The sequence below is a fragment of the Kribbella sp. NPDC049174 genome, from assembly GCF_043197365.1.
GTDB lineage: Bacteria > Actinomycetota > Actinomycetes > Propionibacteriales > Kribbellaceae > Kribbella.
This window is the reverse complement of sequence record NZ_JBICSZ010000006.1, coordinates 41,643-60,260: the sequence shown is the minus strand read 5'-3', so window position 1 is coordinate 60,260 and position 18,618 is coordinate 41,643. Positions and strand designations below refer to the sequence as shown.

Annotated in this window: 19 protein-coding genes; 8 read left to right on the top strand and 11 right to left on the bottom strand. The window is 69.1% G+C overall.

Going from position 1 to position 18,618, the window contains the following annotated elements; genetic code table 11:
• Positions 1 to 117: 117 nt before the first annotated feature.
• From ACGFIF_RS27800 to ACGFIF_RS27790, 3 genes are all read left to right on the top strand, one after another.
• Complete coding sequence (locus tag ACGFIF_RS27800; RefSeq protein WP_393158449.1) at positions 118 to 1,773, top strand: phosphoenolpyruvate--protein phosphotransferase; 1,656 nt, start codon at positions 118 to 120, stop codon at positions 1,771 to 1,773.
• Positions 1,774 to 1,838: 65 nt separating this feature from the next.
• The gene (locus ACGFIF_RS27795) at positions 1,839 to 2,810 is read left to right on the top strand and encodes an ATP-binding cassette domain-containing protein (RefSeq protein WP_393158447.1); all 972 of its coding nucleotides are present in this window, start codon (positions 1,839 to 1,841) and stop codon (positions 2,808 to 2,810) included.
• Complete coding sequence (locus ACGFIF_RS27790; RefSeq protein WP_393158446.1) at positions 2,807 to 3,583, top strand: ABC transporter permease; 777 nt, start codon at positions 2,807 to 2,809, stop codon at positions 3,581 to 3,583. The genes ACGFIF_RS27795 and ACGFIF_RS27790 overlap by 4 nt, the downstream gene beginning before the upstream one ends.
• A gap of 3 nt (positions 3,584 to 3,586) precedes the next feature.
• Here the strand turns inward: ACGFIF_RS27790 and ACGFIF_RS27785 are convergent, their stop codons facing one another.
• On the bottom strand, positions 3,587 to 4,879 hold the full coding sequence (locus ACGFIF_RS27785; RefSeq protein ID WP_393158445.1) for a BNR-4 repeat-containing protein: 1,293 nt from the start codon (positions 4,877 to 4,879) through the stop codon (positions 3,587 to 3,589).
• Positions 4,880 to 4,936: 57 nt separating this feature from the next.
• Positions 4,937 to 6,025 carry a serine hydrolase domain-containing protein gene (locus tag ACGFIF_RS27780; protein WP_393158444.1) on the bottom strand — a complete coding sequence of 363 codons (1,089 nt, stop codon included), beginning with the start codon at positions 6,023 to 6,025 and terminating at the stop codon, positions 4,937 to 4,939.
• Positions 6,026 to 6,106: 81 nt separating this feature from the next.
• On the opposite strand from ACGFIF_RS27780, the gene ACGFIF_RS27775 reads away from it, so the two are divergent.
• A complete protein-coding gene (locus ACGFIF_RS27775; protein ID WP_393158443.1) occupies positions 6,107 to 6,688 on the top strand; it encodes a TetR/AcrR family transcriptional regulator in 582 nt (193 codons plus the stop codon).
• Here the strand turns inward: ACGFIF_RS27775 and ACGFIF_RS27770 are convergent.
• The 6 genes from ACGFIF_RS27770 to ACGFIF_RS27745 form a co-directional block, all read right to left on the bottom strand.
• On the bottom strand, positions 6,657 to 7,790 hold the full coding sequence (locus tag ACGFIF_RS27770; protein WP_393158441.1) for an MFS transporter: 1,134 nt from the start codon (positions 7,788 to 7,790) through the stop codon (positions 6,657 to 6,659). The two genes, ACGFIF_RS27775 and ACGFIF_RS27770, sit on opposite strands and share 32 nt — an antisense overlap.
• 28 nt (positions 7,791 to 7,818) lie before the next feature.
• Positions 7,819 to 8,784 carry a zinc-binding alcohol dehydrogenase family protein gene (locus ACGFIF_RS27765; RefSeq protein WP_393158439.1) on the bottom strand — a complete coding sequence of 322 codons (966 nt, stop codon included), beginning with the start codon at positions 8,782 to 8,784 and terminating at the stop codon, positions 7,819 to 7,821.
• Between the two features lie 8 nt (positions 8,785 to 8,792).
• Positions 8,793 to 9,152 carry a hypothetical protein gene (locus ACGFIF_RS27760; protein ID WP_393158437.1) on the bottom strand — a complete coding sequence of 120 codons (360 nt, stop codon included), beginning with the start codon at positions 9,150 to 9,152 and terminating at the stop codon, positions 8,793 to 8,795.
• Complete coding sequence (locus tag ACGFIF_RS27755) at positions 9,149 to 10,012, bottom strand: hypothetical protein (protein WP_393158436.1); 864 nt, start codon at positions 10,010 to 10,012, stop codon at positions 9,149 to 9,151. The genes ACGFIF_RS27760 and ACGFIF_RS27755 overlap by 4 nt, the downstream gene beginning before the upstream one ends.
• 23 nt (positions 10,013 to 10,035) lie before the next feature.
• Complete coding sequence (locus ACGFIF_RS27750; protein ID WP_393158434.1) at positions 10,036 to 10,815, bottom strand: citryl-CoA lyase; 780 nt, start codon at positions 10,813 to 10,815, stop codon at positions 10,036 to 10,038.
• 76 nt (positions 10,816 to 10,891) lie between these two features.
• Positions 10,892 to 12,058 carry a CaiB/BaiF CoA transferase family protein gene (locus ACGFIF_RS27745; RefSeq protein WP_393158432.1) on the bottom strand — a complete coding sequence of 389 codons (1,167 nt, stop codon included), beginning with the start codon at positions 12,056 to 12,058 and terminating at the stop codon, positions 10,892 to 10,894.
• Positions 12,059 to 12,240: 182 nt separating this feature from the next.
• Here ACGFIF_RS27745 and ACGFIF_RS27740 point away from each other — a divergent pair, with 182 nt between their 5' ends.
• Both ACGFIF_RS27740 and ACGFIF_RS27735 read left to right on the top strand, forming a co-directional pair.
• Positions 12,241 to 13,713 (top strand): amidohydrolase family protein, encoded by a 1,473-nt coding sequence (locus tag ACGFIF_RS27740; RefSeq protein WP_393158430.1) that lies wholly within the window; start codon positions 12,241 to 12,243, stop codon positions 13,711 to 13,713.
• 61 nt (positions 13,714 to 13,774) lie between these two features.
• Positions 13,775 to 14,599, top strand: coding sequence for an IclR family transcriptional regulator C-terminal domain-containing protein (locus ACGFIF_RS27735; RefSeq protein ID WP_393158428.1), 825 nt, complete (start codon positions 13,775 to 13,777; stop codon positions 14,597 to 14,599).
• On the opposite strand, the gene ACGFIF_RS27730 is transcribed toward ACGFIF_RS27735, so the two are convergent.
• The 3 genes from ACGFIF_RS27730 to ACGFIF_RS27720 form a co-directional block, all read right to left on the bottom strand.
• Positions 14,523 to 15,227 (bottom strand): DUF4386 domain-containing protein, encoded by a 705-nt coding sequence (locus ACGFIF_RS27730; protein WP_393158427.1) that lies wholly within the window; start codon positions 15,225 to 15,227, stop codon positions 14,523 to 14,525. The two genes, ACGFIF_RS27735 and ACGFIF_RS27730, sit on opposite strands and share 77 nt — an antisense overlap.
• A 71-nt stretch (positions 15,228 to 15,298) precedes the next feature.
• Complete coding sequence (locus ACGFIF_RS27725; RefSeq protein ID WP_393158425.1) at positions 15,299 to 16,303, bottom strand: DUF2278 family protein; 1,005 nt, start codon at positions 16,301 to 16,303, stop codon at positions 15,299 to 15,301.
• Positions 16,304 to 16,378: 75 nt separating this feature from the next.
• Positions 16,379 to 17,278, bottom strand: a complete 900-nt coding sequence (locus tag ACGFIF_RS27720) for a TIGR03619 family F420-dependent LLM class oxidoreductase (protein WP_393158423.1) — start codon at positions 17,276 to 17,278, stop codon at positions 16,379 to 16,381.
• An 88-nt stretch (positions 17,279 to 17,366) separates the two neighbouring features.
• On the opposite strand from ACGFIF_RS27720, the gene ACGFIF_RS27715 reads away from it, so the two are divergent.
• Both ACGFIF_RS27715 and ACGFIF_RS27710 read left to right on the top strand, forming a co-directional pair.
• Entirely contained in the window at positions 17,367 to 18,140 is a 774-nt protein-coding gene (locus ACGFIF_RS27715; protein ID WP_393158421.1) for an inositol monophosphatase family protein, read from the top strand.
• 46 nt (positions 18,141 to 18,186) lie between these two features.
• Positions 18,187 to 18,582 carry a hypothetical protein gene (locus tag ACGFIF_RS27710; RefSeq protein ID WP_393158419.1) on the top strand — a complete coding sequence of 132 codons (396 nt, stop codon included), beginning with the start codon at positions 18,187 to 18,189 and terminating at the stop codon, positions 18,580 to 18,582.
• Positions 18,583 to 18,618 lie beyond the last annotated feature (36 nt).

Sequence of the window (18,618 nt, the reverse complement as noted above, 5' to 3'; positions counted from 1 at the left end):
ATCTGTGTTTCGTTGGGATTTTCTGTGGTTTTAATTGGTTTTACGCCCGATCTATTGACATGTCAAGACCTCTGTTCGTAACGTCCTGGCAATCCACCGGACGTAGAGGACCTCGTCATGACCCACCTTTCGAAGGGCGTTCCCGTCGTACCGGGCGTCGGCTACGGCCCGGTGATCCGCCCCGAGCCGCGGCCGTCGATCCCGGCCCCGACCACCGTCGCCGAGGCCGATCGGCCGGCCGAGATCACCCGGTACGACGCCGCCGTGGCAACCGTCGCCGCACGGCTCTCAGAGCGCGCCGGACACGCATCCGGCGTGGCCGCGGAGCTGCTCAGTGCGACCGCGGACCTGGCCCGTGACCGCGGGCTGAGCTCGGCCGCGGCCCAACGGATCCAGTCCGGCTCCGACGCGGTCCACGCGTGCGCCGCCGCCACCGATCAGTTCGCCGCGCTGTTCACCCAGCTCGGCGGTCTGATGGCCGAACGCGTCACCGATCTGCACGACATCCGCGACCGGATCGTCGCCGAACTCACCGGCCAGCCGGAGCCCGGCGTCCCGCATCCGACCGAACCGTCCGTGCTGCTCGCCGACGACCTCTCCCCCGCCGACACGGCCGGCCTCGACGAGCTGACCGTCGCCCTCGCGACCCGGCTCGGCGGCCCGACCAGCCACACCGCGATCATCGCCCGGCAACTCGGCATCCCCTGCGTCGTCGCGGTCACCGACCTTCCCGAGATCCCTGCAGGTACGCCGGTTCTGGTGAACGGCGACACCGGCGAGATCCTGGTCCGGCCCGACGAGACCATCGCGCGGGCAGCGGTCCAGGACGCTGCCGAGCAGCGTGCCGCGACGGCATCCTGGCAAGGCCCCGGCCGGACAGCCGACGGTCATCCGGTCGGCATCCTCGCGAATGTTCAGGACGGACAATCCGCCCAGCAGGCCGCGAGCAGCCAAGCCGAAGGCGTCGGCCTCTTCCGGACCGAACTGGCCTTCCTGAACCGCGAGACCGAACCGGCCGTGGCCGAGCAGGCCGACCTCTACTCCGAGGTACTCCGTGCCTTCGCCGGCCGGAAGGTCGTCGTACGGACGCTCGACGCGGGCTCGGACAAACCGCTCGCCTTCACCGGCGCGACCGACGAACCGAACCCAGCACTCGGAGTCCGTGGCCTGCGCCTGGCCTTCGCGGATCCGGGGATCCTGGACCGCCAGCTGGACGCGATCGCGCAGGCCGCGGAGCAGACCGGTGAGCAGCCCTGGGTGATGGCGCCGATGGTCGCCACTGTCGCCGACGCACGGTTCTTCGCCGACTGGGCTCGCAGCCACGGCCTGGTCGCCGGCGTGATGGTCGAAGTACCTGCGGTCGCGCTCCTCGCCGATCGAGTGCTCGAGCACGTGGACTTCCTGTCGATCGGCACCAACGACCTGACGCAGTACACGATGGCCGCCGACCGGCTGTCACCCGAGCTGGCCAACCTGACCGATCCCTGGCAGCCCGCGCATCTCGCCCTGGTCGCTCAGGTGGCCCGCGCCGGTGAAGCGGCCGGCAAACCCGTCGGAGTCTGCGGTGAGGCAGCCGCGGATCCTCTGCTGGCCTGCGTCCTTGTCGGCCTCGGCATCACCTCGTTGTCGGCGGCAACCGCAGCACTGCCCGCCGTCGGCGCCCGCCTGGCCACAGTGACCCTCGACCAGTGCCGCCGCGCCGCAAGCGCAGCGCTCGCCGCCGAAGATCCTGCCGCAGCCCGCGAAGCCGCCCGCGCCGCACTCGACTCCTAACCCTGTTGACGCATTCCTGATCGAGTAGTCGACTGAGAGGTCATACCGAGCTGGGAGGGCACGGGATGGACCACTCGATCTGGGCGGAAGGACTGACCAAGCGGTTCGGCGAGACGCAGGCGCTGGCCGGAGTCGACCTGGCGGTACCGACCGGAACCGTCCTCGGCCTACTCGGCCCGAACGGCGCGGGGAAGACGACCGCGGTCCGCGCGCTGGCGACGCTGCTCCGGCCGGACGCGGGCCGGGCCACAGTCGGCGGGTACGACGTACTGCGGGAAGCCCACCAGGTCCGGCAGCTGATCGGGCTGACCGGACAGTACGCCGCAGTCGACGAGAACCTGACCGGCACCGAGAACCTGTTGCTGATCGGACGTCTGCTCGGCCAATCCCGTCGCGACGCCCGTCGGCGAGCCGCTGAACTGCTCGAGGACTTCGGCCTGTCCGCCGCCGCCGACCGCGCCACCAAGACGTACTCGGGCGGCATGCGGCGCCGGCTCGATCTGGCCGCGAGCCTGGTCGGGCGCCCGCGCATCCTGTTCCTCGACGAACCGACGACCGGACTCGACCCCCGCGCCCGGCAGGAGCTCTGGACCACCGTCCGCGAGCTGGTGCGCGGCGGATCCACGGTGCTGCTGACCACGCAGTACCTCGACGAGGCCGACGCGCTGGCCGACAACATCGCCGTCATCGACCACGGAAAGCTGATCGCGACCGGTACACCGGACGAGCTCAAGACGACGGCCGGCGCGCAGTCCCTCGCCGTCCGCCCGGCCGATCCCTCGGACCTGCCGACCGTGGTGGCGGTCGTCGGCGAGCTGGCGCAGACCGAGCCCGAGATCGACCGTGAGGTGGTGACCGCTCCGGTCACGGACCCGGCGGTCCTGCCGGCCGTCGTACGCCGGCTGGACGACGCCGGCGTCGTGATCAGCACGCTCACGTTGCGCGGCGCGAGCCTGAACGAGGTGTTCCTCTCGCTCACCGGACACTCGGCCGACGAGGAATCCGATCAGACGACGACCGAAAGGGTGCGGGCATGAACACCAGGGTGAGCCCGCTGCAAGGTCTGCAGCAGACGACCACGCTGGCGTGGCGCACGATCGTCCAGATCAGGCACAACCCGTGGGAGCTCGGCGACTACAGCTTCCAGCCGATCCTGTTCCTCGTCCTGTTCACCTACATCTTCGGCGGTGCCATCGCCGGCAGCACCGCCGACTATCTCCAGGTCACCCTGCCCGGCATCATCGTGATGAACATGTTCTTCGTGACGATGTACGTCGGCACCGGGCTGAACGCGGACCTCACCAAGGGGGTCTTCGATCGACTGCGGTCGTTGCCGATCGCCCGCTGGGCGCCATTGAGCGGACGGATCACGGCCGACCTGGTCAAACACGCGTGGTCGGTGTTCCTGCTGCTCGCCGTCGGCTACGTGATGGGCTTCCGGGTGGAGACCTCGGTGCTGAGCCTGCTCGCCATGGTCGGCCTGGTGCTGCTGTTCGCGCTGGCGTTCTCCTGGGTGTCGGTCCTGGTCGGCGTGCTCGCGCGGGATCCCGAACAGGTTCAGATCTTCGGCTTCACGGTGCTGTTCCCGGTGACGTTCGTCAGCAACGTCTTCGTTCCCACCGAGACGATGCCGGGCTGGCTGCAGCCGGTCGTCGAGGCGAACCCGGTGACGATCCTGTCCGACGCTGCCCGCGGTCTCCTGGTCGGCGGCCCGGTCGCCGAACCGGTCGCCTGGACCTTGGTCTGGGCCGCCGGCATCATGCTCGTCTTCGCCCCGATCTCCGTCCTGGCGCTGCGACGCAAGGTCTGACCGTCAGCCTCGGGGCCGGTCGAGCAGGACGACCTCGCAGTTGTAGTGCTGGGAGGCCGTCATCAGGCCGCGGAACCAGAGCAGTGGGACTCGGCTCGGGTCGCCCGGGGCGACGATCGGGCGGAGGTTGTCGACCTCGGAGTTCTCGGTCACCGGCGTCCACGTCGTACCGGCGTCGGCGATGCGGGCGTGGAAGATCTCGTGGTGCGCCAGCTCGGTGCCGTCGCGGGGATCGATCGGTGTCGAGACGTACAGCGAGTCCACGTCGTACGGATCGATGGCGACCAGGCCGGTGTAGTCGTTCTCGTGCGGCAGGAGCCCGGGACCGGCCTTGGCCAGTTGCCGTACCTGCCACTTCCCGCCCGGTGCGAGACGCGCGTAGAAGAAGCGGTGATCCCGTACGTCGTACCGCCGCGCGAACGCATCCTCCGGGTTCTCCGGAGTGTCCTGGCGCGCGAGGAGAACAGCCGCGAGCGTGCCGTCGCCGGAACGGCGGATGTCGATCGTCCAGCAGTGCGTCATCGGCTCGCCGTCCCACAGCGACCCGGCTTCGAGCACCGTGGTCAGCTCCACCTGCGACGGCGCCTCACCGTTGAGCGCGACCGGGTCCACCACGGTTCCATCGGTCCGGTGCAGCGCCCCGGCCTCGAGGTAGCCGTGGTAGATCGAGTTGTTGTAGTCGCGCGGATGGTGATCGGTCGTGATCAGGTCGATCCGCGTCGGCGTCGAGACGTACCGCGTGTAGCCGTTGACATAGCCGACCTTGGGCCGGGTGAACAGCTTGCCGGCGTACGTCCAGGTGTCACCGTCGTCGTCGGAGACCAGCGCACACTGGTCGTCGTTGACCGCGCGAGCGAAGCAGTACAGCCGCCCGTCGAGCACATGCAGGTTCGAGTACGTGACCCCGCGTCCCTCGGTGAACTCGTTCCAGTCGAACGTCCGCTCCGGACCCCACGTCCGCGGATCCCCCGGCTCGCTCACCCGCCACCGGGTCAGATCATCGGTCTTGTGCTTCGTGTAGACCGCGAGCCACCGGCCGTCGGCCCGCCGCCACAACGCCGGCACATCATGATCGTCGGCCTCGAACTTCTCATGCAGTACGACGACCTCACTCGAGCCCGAGCGCAGATCGACCACCGTCAACTCGACGTTCCCGGACCGCTCGTCACCGCCAGGACCCTCCGGCGCCGCGATCGACCCGACCACCAACGTCTGGCTGTCCGGATCCACCACCGCACGCTCGTCCTGAAACCAGCACCAAGCACCGTTGTCATTGATCACCAGAGGCTCACGCATGGACCAACAGTCTGCCAGCAAGCGCTTACCAACGCATCTGTCCCGGCGTGGTGACCACTACCTGACGGCGTCCTCCAGGGCTGCCAGCAGGCTGAGCGGCCGGTCGTCGGGGTGACCGCGGACCTCGTTCATCAAGTAGGAGAAGGCGACCCGGTGCGCCGGCCAGGCGCCGTGACGGGAGCCGCCGGCGCCCCCGTGACCGAAGGCATCGGCGGGGCGGCCGAAGTTGCCGGACCCGGCGAGTTCGAAGCCGGCGCCGTACACCATCTCGCTCCCCCAGGTCGGCTCGATGCCGCGGCGGAGTTCTTGCCGGCCGAGCTCGACGGTCTCCGGGGTCAGGACACCGTCACCCAGGAGCGAGGCGTAGAAGCGCGCCATACCGCGGGCGGTCGCGAAGCCGCCCACCGCGGCCAGGCCGGCGCTGCGGTACTCAGAGCTGTTCCAGATCTTCTCCGCGCCCGGCACCCAGAGCGGATTGCGGTTGAGCTGCAGCAGCGGATCGGTCTGCGGTTCGTCCACGAGCACACCGTCGGGCGCAACCATCGTCGTCGCGCGCCAGTGCAGCTCATCCGGGAGACCGATCCAGACCTCGAGGTCGAGCGGAGCCGCGAACTCGTCGGCGAAGAACTGGCCGGCAGTTCGCCCGTCGATGCGCCGGATGAGTTCGTCGACCAGCCAGCCCCAGGTGATCGCGTGATACATGAACGCGGCCCGCGGGTCCGTCGCCGGAGCCTGGGCAGCCAGATGGGCAGCCATCACGTCGTGATCGAGCAGGTCGGCGTACCCGGCCTCGACCCAGGCCAGGCGGGCCTGATGGGACAACACCTCGGCGACCGTGGTCTCGCCGGCCCTGAACTCTGGCCAGTAGCGGCCGAGCGGATCGTCGAGCGACACCTGTCCGCGCTGGACCAACAGCAGCAGACACGCCGACGCGAGTCCCTTGGTGCCGGAGAACATCAACTGGACCGTGTCCCGCTCCCACGCCCGCCCGGTGTCCCGGTCCGCAGTACCGCCCCACAGGTCGACCACCAGGTCGCCGTCCCGGTACGCCGCGAAGGCCGCACCCAGCTCACCTCGCTCGGCGAAGTTCCGCGCGAACGCCTCGGCCACACCCTCGAATCCCGCTGCCGTCCATCCGTTGGTCATGGCGGAGATAGTACCGATCGGTCTTATCTTGCGCCAGTAGATGAGACCGATCGGTACTATGAGTGGCGGAGGTGGTGCACGATGCCGGTCAAAGCTGGCGAACGACTGGACCCCGAGGGGACCAGGGCACGCATCCTGGCCGCTGCTTCGGACGTGTTCCTGCGCCGCGGGATCCATGCCGTCGGCATCAACGAGGTCGCGGAGGCGGCCGGCGCGTCGAAGCTCACCATCTACAAGAACTTCGGCTCCAAGGACGGCCTGGTCGAGGCGGTGCTGACCGATCGCACCCGCCGGGTCCGCGCCTGGCACGAGCAGGCGGTCGAGCAGGCCGAGACCGGTCGCGACCGGATCCTGGCCGTCTTCGACCTGGTCGCGACCTGGTACGCCGAGGCGGGGTTCCGCGGCTGCGCGATGATGAACGCGGCCACCGAGGACCGCGGCCATGACGGCGCACCCCGGCGACTCGCCCAGGACCACCTGACCTTCTACCGCGAGCTGTTCCGCGGGCTCCTGACCGAGGCCGGCGTGCGCGACCCCGAGACCACGGCACGCCAACTGGTCGTCGTACTGGAGGGCGCGACCATCATCAGTGCGGTCGATCGGGATCCCGGGCTCGGTGCGGAGGCGCGCGTCATCGTGGAGACACTGCTCGACGCGGCCTGAGGAACGCCAGGCACACGAAGACACACGTCGCAGCGGTGCCCGCGGCAACGAAGAAGGCGATCGGGAACCCGAGCCGCTCAGCCACGAGTCCACCGAGCGGACCCGCCGCCAGCACGCCGAGGTCCCAGAACGACGTCATCACGCCCATCGACACGCCAGGCCGCAAACCGCGGACCCGATCGAGCGTCATCGACACACAGGCCGGGTAGATCAGCGCCAGCCCGAGCCCTGCCAACGCCGTGAACACGAGCGCGCTCACCGGTCCAGCAGCCAAGGCGATCCCGACCAGCGCGAGAACCTCGACCGCGACCGTCACAGCCGCCACTGTGCGTCCGCCGTACCGATCGACCAAGGGACTGCCCGCGAACCGCACGATCAGGAACGCGGCTGCGAACACCGCGAGCGCGTAGCCGTCGACGCCGATGCCGTCATCGCGCAACCGTAGGACCAGCAGGGCCGCGATGGTTCCGTAGCAGTACGCCGCCAGACCTATGGTTGCTCCTGGCAACGGTACGCCGGCCGGGACCAGATCGCGGACGCGACGGATCCGGACCAACGGCTCGACCCGGCCCGGATCCGCGCGAGTCGTCAGCACCAGCACCATCGACGCGCCGGCGAGACCGACGATCGTCCACCAGACCCACTCGCCGACCAGCGACGCGATCACCGGCCCGCCGGCCAGCCCACCCCACATCGACAACCCGAACCAGCCCGCGACCCGACCGCGCTGCGCCACCCGCGTCCCGGCCAGCACCCACGGCAACGCAGCCGAGAACAACGCCGCCTCCCCCGCGCCCATCACCAGCCGCGCCACCAGCAGGACCGTGAGATTCGGCGCGACCAACTGCCCGAGACCACCGGCTGCGGTCAGCACTCCCCCGACCAGTACGACGGGACGCGACCAGCCGCCGTCCGCCAGCCATCCCGCGAACGGCCGCCCGCACGCCGTGGCCAGGAAGGCGATCCCCACCGCGGTTCCGCTGGCCAGCGCACCGCCGCCGAACTTCTCCGGCACGTACGACGGCAACGCCTGCAACGCGGCGCCGAACGCGAGATACCCGCACAGCACCGCCACCCACAACCGCCGGACCGGAACAGCCATGGGACTAGATAATACCGATCGGTCTTATCTAGTCCAGCGTGAGCACCAGACGCCCTGCCGTGCGACCGGCGGATTGGCGCTGCCAGGCGGCGGTGATGTCTGGCAGCGGAACCGTCTCGTGCGCGACAGTGACAGCTCCGGCGGCCGCGTGGCGGAGGACTGCGGTGAGGGCGTCGCGGCGCTGGTCGGTGGTGATGGCGTTGTTGGTGTAGCCGAGGATGCTCGCGGTGCGGCTGCGGAGGATCGCCGAGGAGAAGGTTGCCTCGTCACCCGAAGCACCACCGAGGTTCACCAGCCGACCACCGGGAGCGAGGAGTCGCGCGGCCGCGGTCGCCACCGGACCGAAGACGGGGTCGACCACCACGTCGACGGCTCCACCCGTCGCGTCGGCCAGCCGCCCGGCCAGATCGTCGGTCAGGGCGACCACTTCGTCGGCCCCAGCGTCCAGGGCGCGCCGGCCGGCATCGTCGGACCGGCACACCGCAACCACCCGGCCGGCTTCGAGCACTCGCGCCGATCCGATCGCGGCTTGTCCCACCGCGCCACCACCGCCGAGCACGAGCACCCGCTCACCCGGCTGCAACTTGGCACGCCAAGTCAGCACCATCCATGCTGCCACCGCAGACAAACCGAGCGCGGCCACCTCGGCGTCGGGCACCGGTGTGTCGAGAACGATGAGGTCGGCATCAGGTACGGCGCAGCGCTCGGCGAAACTCCCGTCGCCCGGAGACATCCCGGCCGACGTCGCGAAGAACACCTTGGTCCCCGCAGCCACGACAGCCGACTGCTCGACCACACCGACCCCTTGCACCCCCGGTACGTACGGCAACTCGGGTGCACCGAAGTACGACGTACCAGAAGCACACAACAGATCGAGAGGTACGACCGGCGCCGCGGTGACGCGGACGATCGACCGACCCTCCGACGGGACCGGGTCCGGGTGTTCACCGTGTGATGGCGCCTCACCGTGGATGCGCAGGACGGCTGCTCGCACGCGATCTCCTAGGTGGATATATCCGGATACGGCGGGGACAGGTGCTGGAGTGCCTTGCCGTACGCCTTCTGGTACTCCAGCGGTCCGTGGTCGCGCTCGAACATCGCGATGAACAACGTCAACGTGAGGAACGGATGCGCACCCATCCGGAACAGCGCCACGTGATCCTGGTCGACGAGCGCCTGCCGCTCCTCGTCGGTGAACGCGAGCCAGGTGGACTTCTCACCCGTCTTGCAGTTGAGGATCTGGTTCGCCACCTCCGCTTCCCACCACGTCACCGTCCCGGCGGCGTCCTCGCGATACCGCTCGACCAGCGCCGGGTCCCGGTCGACCGTGAAGAGGAACTTGTCCAGCAAGTACTTGCTCATGCCGGCACCCCGTTCGGATACCAGGTGAAGTAGGCCTCCATGGTGTGGAACAGGTCGAGCGAGTCGACGTGGTCCGCCTTCGCGCCGGCACCGGCGACACCCATCATCAGCATGAAGTCCATGAACCCGTGGGTCGCGTTGCCGGGCAGGTGCAGGCTGTCCAGCGTCACGTCGGCCAGGCAGCCGTCGAGGTCTCCGCTGGCGATCCAGTCGACCGCCTTCCGGTCGAACTCCGGATCGGGGCCGTGGGCACCGAACTGCCGCGGGCCGCCGAGCTCGAGGGACAGGTGCCCGGTGCCGATGATCGCCACCCGCCGGTCGTCCGGCCACGACTCGACCAACTGCCGGATCGTCCGGCCCAGCTCGACGAACCGCTTCGGCTGTGGCAGTGGCGGCGCGAAGATGTTGGTGTAGATCGGCACGATCGGCAGGTCCGCCTCCGGCCGGAGCGTGATGATCGGGCAGGTGATGCTGTGGTCGATCCGCAGTTCGTTGCTGAAGGCAAGATCGAAGCCGGCGTCCAGCCCGTTGCGCAGGATGTACGCGGCCAGCTGCTCCTCCCCCGGCAGCGTCATCCGCGGCAGCCCGAACTCGCGCTCCTCGTTGTACCAGTTCGCATCGAAGTACGGCGCCTTGCCGACCAGGAACTGGGGCATGTTGTCCAGCCAGAGCTGGTGGAAGTGGTCGCTGCCGACCATCACCAGGATGTCCGGCCGGGCCTTGGTGAGGGTCTCCCGGAACGCCTCGATCTTGGCCACCCACTCGTCGGCGAACGGCGGCCGGTCGGCACCGGTCGACGTACTCGCCCGGTAGTAGAACGGATGGTGCGTGGAGGCGATGACCGCGACGACAGTGGCCATGTGGTGCTCCTCTTCGCTCTGGTTCAGGTCTGGGTCGGGTCGACGTAGACCGCGTTGCGGTCGACAGTGAGATAGGCATCCATGCCGATCGGGCGGCGGCGCTCCTCAGCGAGTTGGCCGAGGAGGCCGGCAGCCCTGGCCAGCAAGGCGAAACCACGCAACAGCTCAACCGGCAGTCCGAGATCGGCGAGAGCCGCGCCACAGACTCCGGCACCGTTGAGCGGGAGCTTCCGGCCGAGGACCTGCTCATGCACCCGCCCGATGGCCTGGAACAACTGCAGATGCGGCCCCAGCAGGCCCTCTTCCGCAGCGATGCCGATCAGCACCGGCGTTCGCGGGTCCTGAACCTTGTGTACCGGATGCCCGAGCCCGGGGACATACTTACCGGCCGCACGCGTCTCGGTGACCACCTCGAGCGCCAAAGCATCCCACCCGGCATCGTCCGCCGGCAGTTCATGTCCCAGCAGGGTCTCGTGCAGGTACATCCCGCAGTCCTCGGTCACTCCGAGGAAGCGCGACCCACCGCCGAGCAGGCCGGCTGCGAGCGCACCCTGCAGCGAGTCCGGCGCGGACAGATAGGTCAGCCGCGCCGCGATCGCCGTCGGCGTGAACCCGTGGTCGGCCAGCGCGACCAGCACGGCCTCGAAGACTCGCGTCTCGGACGGTGTCGGCCGGCGCAGGGCGACCAGCCAGAAGGCGAGTTCACCGAAGCCGACCTTGCCCATCAGGTCGGCCGTGAGGTCCTGGCCGAGCAGGCGGATCTCGTCCTCGGTCGACGTACCGAGCGACGTCGGGAAGCTCATCCACGTCCTCGCTTCGCTCCGGGCGCGGATGAGGCGCGAGACGGGCTGTGCTTGATGATGAACTCGCTCCGCTCGTTCATAATGCCGAACGCTCCTTGTTGGTCAGCCAGCGGCGGAGTTCGACGCCGTGCTCGTCCAGCTCCGGCGGCGGCAGGCGGTACTCGGCCGGCGTTTCGGAGAAGGTGATCGGGTTCCGCACGGTCGGGATGGCTCCGATCGTCACCACCGGGTCCAGTCCGATGTCCTCGGCGAAGGCGACGCCGGCGTCGACGGTGTTGATCGGCCCGCACGGCACGCCCGCGGCGATGATGTCGCGGAACCACTCCATCCGTGTCTTGGTGCGGAGGCGCTCGACCAGCAGCGGCCGCAGCGCCTCCCGGTTCGCCGTCCGCTTCTCGTTCTGGTCGAACCGCGGATCGTCGGCCAACTCCGGTACGCCGAGCACCTCGGTCAATTTGCGGAACTGGCCGTTGTTCCCGGCCGTGATGATCAGCTCGCCGTCTGAGCACGGCAACGGCTCGTACGGGAACAGGCTCGGGTGACTGTTGCCCATCCGCAGCGGTACGACGCCGCCGGCGACGTACGCGCTCGACTGGTTGACCAGCCCGGACAGCGCCGACGACAGCAGATTCACCTCGACGTGCTGGCCGCGACCGGTCTCGTGCCTGGCGTTCAGCGCGGACAGTACGCCGATCGTCGCGTGCAGCCCGGCCATCACGTCGAACACCGAGATGCCGGCCCGGAAGGGTTCGCCGTCCGGATCACCGGTGAGGCTCATCAGCCCGGAGATCGCCTGAACGATCAGGTCGTACCCAGGCAACGCCGCTCCCTTCGGCCCACTGCCGAACCCGCTGATCGAGGCGTAGACCACCCGGGGGTTGGCCGCCGCGACCGAGTCGTAGTCCAGGCCGAAGCGCGCCAGCCCGCCCGGCTTGAAGTTCTCCAGCACCACGTCGGCCCGCCGGGCCAGTTCCTGGGCCGCGGCCAGATCCTTCGGGTCCTTCAGGTCGAGCGCGATCGACCGCTTGTTCCGGTTCACCGCGAGGTAGTACGTCGAGATGCCGTCGCGGACCGGCGGCTGCCAGGACCGGGTGTCGTCACCGCCGGGGGCCTCGACCTTGACCACCTCGGCGCCGAGGTCGGCCAGCAGCATGGTCGCGTACGGGCCGGCCAGGATCCGGGAGAAGTCGGCCACCAGCAGCCCCGCGAGCGGCCCCCTCACCTCCGGTACTGCATCGGGCACAGCCAGCCTCCTCCGGACACTTGTCCGCAAACGCTCCGTCGCCTCAGTCTGAGATCGGCCCGCCATCGTGTCAAGCACACCGGAGCGAGCCCTTGACACCGTGAGCGAGCGCTTCGATAGTGGCGCTATCGCCGTGGTGACCGGCATACGGACGTATGTCCGGCCCGACTCTGGAGGGGATCATGACCACTGCCGAGACGCCGGTGGCGGGCCGGCCGGTACTGCTGCGCGGGGGCACTGTGCTGACCATGGACGCCAACCACACGGTGCTGACCGAGGGCGACGTCCTGGTCGTGGACGACCGCATCGCGGCCGTCGGCGCGGCGGTCGACGTTCCCGAGGGAACCCAGGAGATCGACGCCCGCGGCGGGATCGTGATGCCGGGGATGATCGACACGCACCGGCACATGTGGCAGACCGCGATGCGCGCCTACGGCGCCGACTGGACGCTGACGCAGTACTTCGTCTGGTACTACCTCGAGCACGGCAAGACCTTCCGGCCCGAGGACATCCACGCCGGCAACCTGACCTCGGCATGGGAGTCGCTCGAGGCCGGTGTCACCACCACGGTCGACTGGTCGCACGGGTTGCAGTCCGTCGACCACGCCGAGGCGGCGGTGGACGCGCTGCGCGCCGTTCCCGGCCGGTTCGTTCTTGCCTACGGCAACATTCAGGCCGGGCCCTGGGAGTGGACCGCGGATCCGGCTGTCCGCGCGTTTCTAGAGCGGCTCCGCGACGACGACCAGATCGGTCTCCAGCTCGCCTTCGACGTCACCGGCGACCCGTCGTTCCCCGAGCGAGCCGCCTTCGAAGTGGCCCGTGAGCTCGGAGTGGGCGTGACCACGCATGCCGGAGTGTGGGGCGCGACCAACGACGACGGCATCCGGCTGACCCACGAGAACGGCTTCATGACGCCGCAGAACATCTACGTGCACGCGGCCACACTGACCGAGGACTCCTACCAACGCATCGCCGCGACCGGCGGGTCGGTCTCCGTCTCGACGGAGTCCGAGCAGAGCGCCGGGCAGGGCTACCCACCCACCTGGCAGGTCCGCAAGTACGGCATCCCGGTGTCGCTGTCGATGGACACCAGCGTCTGGTGGAGCGGCGACCTGTTCAGCGCGATGCGTACGACGCTCGGCGCGGACCGGGCCCGTGAACACCTCGAGGCCCACATGAAGGGCGACACGGTGACCCACAGCCACCTGCGCGCCGAGCACGTGGTCGACTGGGCCACCCGTGGCGGCGCTCGCGCACTGGGCCGGGACGACCTCGGCAGTCTCGAGCCCGGGAAGAAGGCGGACGTCGTACTGATCAAGAACGACTCCTCGCCGGTGTCGTTCCCGTTGGTCAATCCCTACGGTCACGTGGCGTTCCAGGCGCAGCGGGGCGACGTCCACACCGTCCTTGTCGACGGCAAGGTGGTGAAGTACGCGAACCAACTGGTCGGCGTCGACCTTCCCGCCGTACGACGTGCCGTCGAGGCGACCGTCGACTTCCTCCGCGGGGCGTTGGGCGACGAGGCCTGGGCCGGTGGGATGAACCCGGATCTGCCCAAGGACGAGGTGTTCGACAACCCCTACCAGTACACCGAGTACAAGTCCGAGTCGACTCGGGAGGCACGCGGCTCGATCTTCGGCGAACCCGGCTCGTGACACCGGCCCACGCCCTATGCTCGGGCGCGACAGGACGTCGGACGGCGGGAGGCAGGAACTGATGGCAGGACGAGGCGCGGGCCCGGATTTCGTCGAGTCACTGGCTCGCGGGCTGGACGTGCTCGCCTGCTTCGACGCGGATCACCGCACCATGTCGCTGTCCGAGGTGGCGACCGCAGCCGGGCTCGCCCGCCCGACCGCGCGCCGGCTGCTGCTGACGCTGGAGGAGCTCGGGTTCGTCCGGTCGACCGACGGTACCTTCCAGCTGACCCCGAAGGTGCTGACCCTCGGGATGGCGTACGTCGGCGCGCTCGGGCTGTGGGACATCGCCCGGCCGCACCTCGAAGTCCTCGTGAGCCGGACCGGCGAGTCGTCGTCGATGGCGCAACTCGACGGCTCCGACATCGTGTACGTCGCCCGGGTCTCGGTGCCGAAGATCATCGCGCTGCGGGTCGACATCGGTACTCGTTTCCCGGCCGCGCAGACCTCGCAGGGCAAGGTCCTGCTCGCCGCCCTCTCCCCCGACGAGCTGGTCGAGACCCTCGCCCAACCGAGTCGCGCCGGGCTCCCGCCGTACATCGGACGGACCGCGGAGCAGCTCCGCGACGAGCTGACCGAGATCCGCGCCCGCGGCTGGGCCCTGGCCGACGAGGAACTCGCACCCGGCGTCCGCTCGGTGGCCGCCCCGGTCCGCGACGGCACCGGAACGGTCCGCGCCGCCATGAACGTCACCGTCCACGCCGCCGAAACCACCACCGAGAAACTCCTGCACGACTACCTCCCCCTCCTCCTCCGCACCGCCGGCGACGTCAGCGCCGAATGGGCCCTGTGGCAGTCGCGTCCCCACCACGAGCTGGCTCAGCCGTCGTCCCAGTCATCGGCCTGAACCTGGGGTTCACCTCCAGGTGGCGGGCGCGGATCAGGAGCCAGATGGCGAGCAGGAGTTCGCCGAGGAAGGTGTAGATGGAGACGGCGAGGTCGTAGCCGAAGAAGACGCCGAGGCTGTCGATGAGGTAACCCAGGCCGGCGATGGCCAGCAGGATGCCTAACCAACCAGGGAACTGGCTCGAGCGGAACGTCAGGTAGCCGAGCAGCAGCAGGTGCACGCCGAAGAGACCGAGGCCGGCCTTCCAGAGGTCGTCGAACGCTTCGAGGTGCAGGAGCGCTTGATCCACGTGGCGGAGGGCGTCGAGCAGGCTGCCCAACGCGACCATGAAGACGGCTGTGTAGACGAGCCTGAAGGCGGCTGCCAGGAGTGACACGGTTCGGTCGACCGGGGCGAAGACGCGGTAGAGCGCGCAGGCGACGACCACGTCGAGAACGATGACCAGGAACAGGCTCGCCACTCCCGCCCGGAACAGACCCTCCGATCCGGCGATGTCTCGCGCGGTCTTCTCGGCATCGCCCCACGTCACCAGACCCTCGATGGCGGCGAAGTTGCCGAAACCGGCCAGCGCGGCCATCAGCAGGAGCGCCACTCCCCCGGCGACAGCCCACGTACGTATCGAACTCAAAGTTCCCCCTCGCATTTTCGTACTTAGTACGGCCAAGGTAGCGTACTAAGTACGAAAGCGCGAGAGGTGGGTCAGAAGACGACGGTCCAGCCGGAGCGTTCGGCCTGCGCCGCGGTGTAGGACACGCCGTGGACCTTGAGGCCCTTCGGGTCGAGCAGGGTGATCTCGCCGCCCTTGTTGCCAAGTTGCACGGTCGGCGGCAGTGGTACGACGAGGGTGGCGCCGGCGGCGACGATGCCGCCGGTGACCGGGCCGACGTGGAGCGCGCGATCGACGAGATGCCAGCCGGTGAGGTCGACGGGATCGGGCGAGGCGTTGAGCAGAGTGACCGTTTCGGCCTCGGGCGCGGGACCGACCGGATTCACCAGCGCCGCGACGATGCGGACCGGCTCCGCACCGAACTCCTCGATCGGACCGTCGACGAGAGCATGACCGGTCACGTCGTCGGTGTGCCACGACTGGCTCTGGAACGCCAGGAAGATGCCCACCCACCGCTGCTGGTCCGGCAGCTCGATCATCATCGCGCCGTCCTGCCAGACCCCGTCGTCCTTGCGGAACGCGCCGACGTTCCCCTGGTTCATGTGGATGTCGTGCACCCCGTTGCCGGGCCGGAAGCCGAAGATCTTGTCGGGTACGCCGCTCTCCGGCCCCCACCGTTCCCCGAACGCGTAGACCACCGCGGCCGGTTCGCGCATCGCCCGTCGTACCTGGTCGTCCAGCAGATCGGCGAGATCGTTGCTCGGCCCCTCGACATTGGCGGGGAGCGGCCGCAGCAGTTCACGATCGAACAGGGTCTGCCGGACGTAGTCCAGGTTCACACCGCGCGGACCGGTGTCGAGCCGGTGCCAGCCCGAGGTGAGGTCGCCGAGCTGTGCGGTGACCGGATGGCGGAAGTCCTCGTCGACCCGGAACAGCAGCTCCGACGGGAACTCCTTCGACATCACATTCACCGCGATCCGGTAGTCCACCCCGGCCTCGTCGCGCAACTGGACCTGATAGTGCGGAGTGTCCGTACCACCTTCACGACGTGCGTCGACCGCCCGGCCGACGAGTACCCCATACGACTTCAACGGCATGACCTGCCCCCCTCCACATCTAATGGAGAGCAGGGAACCCCAAGGAATACAAGGGGTTCCGCCGTGGTCATCCGATCAAGCGTTTGCCCCTCGCAGCAGGTCCGCCATCACGGCGAGCTGCTCGTCCGGGTCGCTGTCCATCGTCCAACTGACGTGATCGACGCCGGCGCCGCGCACGCGGTCGAGGTCCTCCAGGACCTGCTCGACCCCACCGGTCAGCGGATCGCGGACATCGGTGGCTTTCGCCGTGACCGTCCCGTTCACCTTGACGACGATCGGCAGCGACTCGTGGCCCGCCTTGTCCGCGGCGGCCCGGAAGATCGAGACCGCGGTGTCGAACATCTCCCACGTCATCATGATCGGGAGCAGACCCACGCCCAGGCGGCCGGCCCGCTCGATCGCGGCCGGTGCCATCGACCCGGCCAGCAACCTCACGCCGTCGGGCCGGACCGGCTTCGGCCCGACGTGCGACGGCGCGATCCGGTAGAAGCGGCCGTCGTGTTCGACCGGGTCCGGTCCCCAGGCCTTGCGCATCGCGGTGATGTGCTCGCCGAGCCGCGGCCCGCGCTGCTGCTCCGGTACGCCGGCCGCCTCGTACTCGGCCGACATCCAGCCCACCCCGACCCCTGCGAGGACTCGTCCACCACTCAGCCGGTCGAGTGTCGCGAGCCGTCGGGCCAGCACGATCGGGCTGTGCAGGAGGGCGTCGACCACACAAGTCCCGAGCGTGATCGTTCTGGTCCGTGCGGCGAGGTACGCGAGAGTCTCGATCGGGTCCCACACGCTGCCGTAGCCGTCCGGCAGCGGTACGGCGTCGCTACCGCCGATCGGGATCGCACCGCCGACCGGGTTCATCAGCCGCTCGAACGTCCACACCGACGCCAGCCCGATCCGCTCGGCCTCCTCGGCCACCTTGGCGATGCTCTCCGGGCTCACGCCCGTACCGGCGGTGGGCAGTGACAGTCCGAGCTTCATGCGCTGGTCCCTCCCTGGGTGATCTGGACCTCCACCCAACTCCGGCCGCCTTTCAAACCGCTTTCACGACCTGGTGTTGGATGCGGGTATGAACCAGTTGAGTGATGTCGAGGTGGCGATCAACGCGGCCGAGGCGGGTGCGGCCGTCGTACGGCGGATGTACGGCGCCGCCATGGCCCGGTACGACAAGTCGCCGACCGACTTCGCGACCGAGGCGGACCTGGAAGCGGAGCGGGCGATCCTCGAGGTCATCCGCGCGGCCCGGCCGGACGACGCGGTGATCGGCGAGGAGTACGGCGCGACCGGTCAGGCGGCACGCACCTGGTTGGTGGACCCGCTGTGCGGGACACTCAACTTCGCGGCCGAGACCCCGCTGTTCTCGGTGAACGTCGCACTGCCAGGCGTGGACGTGGCCGCGGTCGCTCAACCCCTGACCGGCGAGGTGTTCTGGACCGACGGCACCACGGCTCAAGTCCGCCGGAACGGCACCGACTCCCCCGCCCAGCCATCCGCGACCTCCCAGCTGGTCGACGTCGACATCGACGCACCACCCGGCGCCGACTTCCTCGGCGCCCAGTTCCTGACCGACGAGAAGTTCCGCGCCGCCTTCGCCGGCCGCGTCTCCTCGACCACCCTCACCCTCGCCTGGGTCGCCATCGGCCGCCGCGCCGGCTACATCACCGACGGCACCCTCCTCAACAGCGTCCACTTCACCGCCGGTACGACGCTCTGCCAGTCGGCCGGCTGCATCGTCACCGACTTCCGCGGCCGGCCACTGCACACCGGCCCTGGTTTGGTTGCCGCCGCCAACCCCGCCACCCACCAGCAACTCATCGACCTGATCGCGCCGCACGTTTCGTAACCATTGGTTGACCATCAGCGGGTCGTTTGCGGATTAGCCTTGAGGTATGGCCACGTACGGGCACAGCCCTCGAGGCGAAGTGGGGCTGCAGGAACTGATCGACGCGTCGCCGGCGCCGCGGGCACGGATGTCCGCCGCCGCCGAGACCGCACTGGTGTGCGGCCTCGGAGCGGTGCTCACGGCAACCTTCTCGATCCTCTTCGGCGTCTCGCTGGTCCTCGGCGGGCTGGCGGTGCTCACCGGCCTGATCGGCCTCATCAGCACCCACCGCCCGGACGTCGCCGGCAGCGCCCTCAACGTCCTCGGTCTCCTGCTGGGTCTCCTCGCCCTCGCCGTCATCGGCGTCCGCTACCTAGGCATCGACACCGCCCTCGGCGACCCCCTCATCCCCTGGCTCACCGACCAACTCCACCACTGGAACACCAAACTCCCCCAGCCCTGACAGCAGAGCTCGCAGGCAGGTGCCGGTGGCTCTGTA